Genomic DNA, 1,776 nt, shown 5'->3' with positions numbered 1-1,776 from the left:
GCCCAGCCCAGCAAAGGCGTCACCTTTGGCTTTACCGCCGAACATGGCGGCCGTGTGGCTGGTACTCGTCCCGATGGCAATATTGGTCTGCGTGGCGGTGAGGCGATTCGGGTCGGGGAGTCGCTCAATGAGCTGATTGTCTGCCCTGATGTCGCCTACTTCATCGAAAACATTATCGCCTGAAGGAGCGCTGCATGAGCCAGTACAAAACCCTGCATCCGGTCAGGCACAACGGCACTTTCTACCCGCCAGAAAGCAGTATCAAACTGAATGAGTCAGACGCTGAAAAGCTGCTTGCGCTGGGTGCTGTTGTGCCTGCCAGTGACACCAGAAAAACCACCCGGCCCAAAACGTCGGAGCAGGCTGACTGATGTACTGCACCCTGCAGGGCCTGATCGATCGGTTCGGGGAAACGGAGCTGTTAAAGCTGACCGACATAAACCGCACCGGTTTGATCGATACCGTTCGGGTGGAACGTACGCTGGACGACGCTGGTCAGGAGATCAACACCTATCTGGCGGCACGGTATGACACACCGATTGATCCAGCGCCGGATATTCTTGCCCGTCTCTGTGCGGATATTGCCCGTTATCGGCTCTATGAAAACCGGGTCACCGAAGATGTCCGCAACCGTTACAAGGATGCGGTGGCGATGCTGCGGGACCTGGCCTCCGGCAAGGCGACATTGCCAAGTGCCGCAGACGAGCCCGCAGTACCGGTTGCCAGTATGGACGTCACCGTTACCCGCAGCCGAACCGACCGTGTGTTCACCATGAACACCTTTGAGAGCACGGCCACACCAGTGCCGGTGACCAACAGCGAAGCCGCCACCTCGACGGGACTGACATCGCCAAGACTCGAAGGCAGCGATTTCGTTTTTACCGATCAGAACGGCGGGCAGGTACGTGTGGATCTGTCGACACTGGACAGTTATCTCCGTCATGCCGACTACGACGGCAACAGCCTGACACTGACTATGTCTGACGGCCAGATTCATTCCATCGGTATGCACCATGACCACGATGCTGACTATATCGGTGATGCGCCCACCGATGGCCGACAATACACCCGCTACAACGGTGAGTGGACGGTGCTGGTCATACCGGACAATAACGACATTGTGATCAACGGCGGTTATTTCTAGGGACAGACCATGGCAAACGTCATCCGGATCAAGCGCAGCCAGATAACCGGCACCCCGGCCTCACTGGCGGAAGGGGAGCTGGCCTACTCGGAAGTCAGTGGTCACCTGTTTATCGGGGCCAGTAACGATACCATCCTGATCATCGGAGGAGTGACCGACCATAACAAACTGGCCGGTATTGAGACCAATGCCAACCACTACAGCTTACCCACCGCAACGGCGACGGATCTTGGCGGTATCAAGATTGGCGCAGGGCTGAATATTGATGGTGAGGGTGTGGTTTCGCTTGCCTCCGGTAGCAGCATTACGTCCGGCGAAGTGGATACCAGGATCAGCAACGCCATCAATAACCTGATAGCCGGTGCGCCAGCCGCACTGGATACGCTGAATGAGCTGGCCACTGCCCTGCAGGACAATGACAGCGAACTGGCGGCACTGACAACCGGACTGGATAACCGGCTGAATAAAAACCTCAACCTGTCGGACCTGACCGATATCAATGCTGCCCGCACCAGTCTCAACCTGGGGACACTGGCGTTACAAAATCACAATGCCGCCACCATTACCGGGGGCGGTATCTCCAATGTGTCGCTCACCAACTGCGATATGGACGGGGGCAGCTTTTAAATGGC

The 1,776-nt window shown here is 57.0% G+C and carries 4 protein-coding genes; all 4 read left to right on the top strand.

Features of this window, described 5'->3' with window-relative positions; all coding sequences use genetic code 11:
• The coding region (locus ABD892_RS02750) for a hypothetical protein (protein WP_345193602.1) at positions 1-183 on the top strand (183 nt) is incomplete at its 5' end.
• Between the two features lie 11 nt (positions 184-194).
• Complete coding sequence (locus tag ABD892_RS02745; protein WP_345193600.1) at positions 195-371, top strand: DUF7210 family protein; 177 nt, start codon at positions 195-197, stop codon at positions 369-371.
• Positions 371-1,144, top strand: a complete 774-nt coding sequence (locus tag ABD892_RS02740; RefSeq protein ID WP_345193598.1) for a phage protein Gp36 family protein — start codon at positions 371-373, stop codon at positions 1,142-1,144. Before ABD892_RS02745 ends, ABD892_RS02740 begins: the two co-directional genes overlap by 1 nt.
• A 9-nt stretch (positions 1,145-1,153) precedes the next feature.
• Positions 1,154-1,771: a hypothetical protein gene (locus tag ABD892_RS02735; protein WP_345193588.1), complete on the top strand. Its 618-nt coding sequence runs from the start codon at positions 1,154-1,156 to the stop codon at positions 1,769-1,771.
• Positions 1,772-1,776: the final 5 nt, after the last annotated feature.

Source organism: Kistimonas scapharcae (assembly GCF_039540975.1).
Lineage (GTDB): Bacteria > Pseudomonadota > Gammaproteobacteria > Pseudomonadales > Endozoicomonadaceae > Kistimonas > Kistimonas scapharcae.
The sequence above is the reverse complement of the archived record's forward strand: the minus strand, read 5'-3'. Positions and strand labels throughout refer to the sequence as shown.

What these genes read in the sequence shown, in the direction of transcription:
- ABD892_RS02745 (WP_345193600.1), top strand. Translation starts at nt 195, where the DNA reads ATGAGCCAGTACAAAACCCTGCATCCGGTCAGGCACAACGGCACTTTC.
- ABD892_RS02740 (WP_345193598.1), top strand. Translation starts at nt 371, where the DNA reads ATGTACTGCACCCTGCAGGGCCTGATCGATCGGTTCGGGGAAACGGAG.
- ABD892_RS02735 (WP_345193588.1), top strand. Translation starts at nt 1,154, where the DNA reads ATGGCAAACGTCATCCGGATCAAGCGCAGCCAGATAACCGGCACCCCG.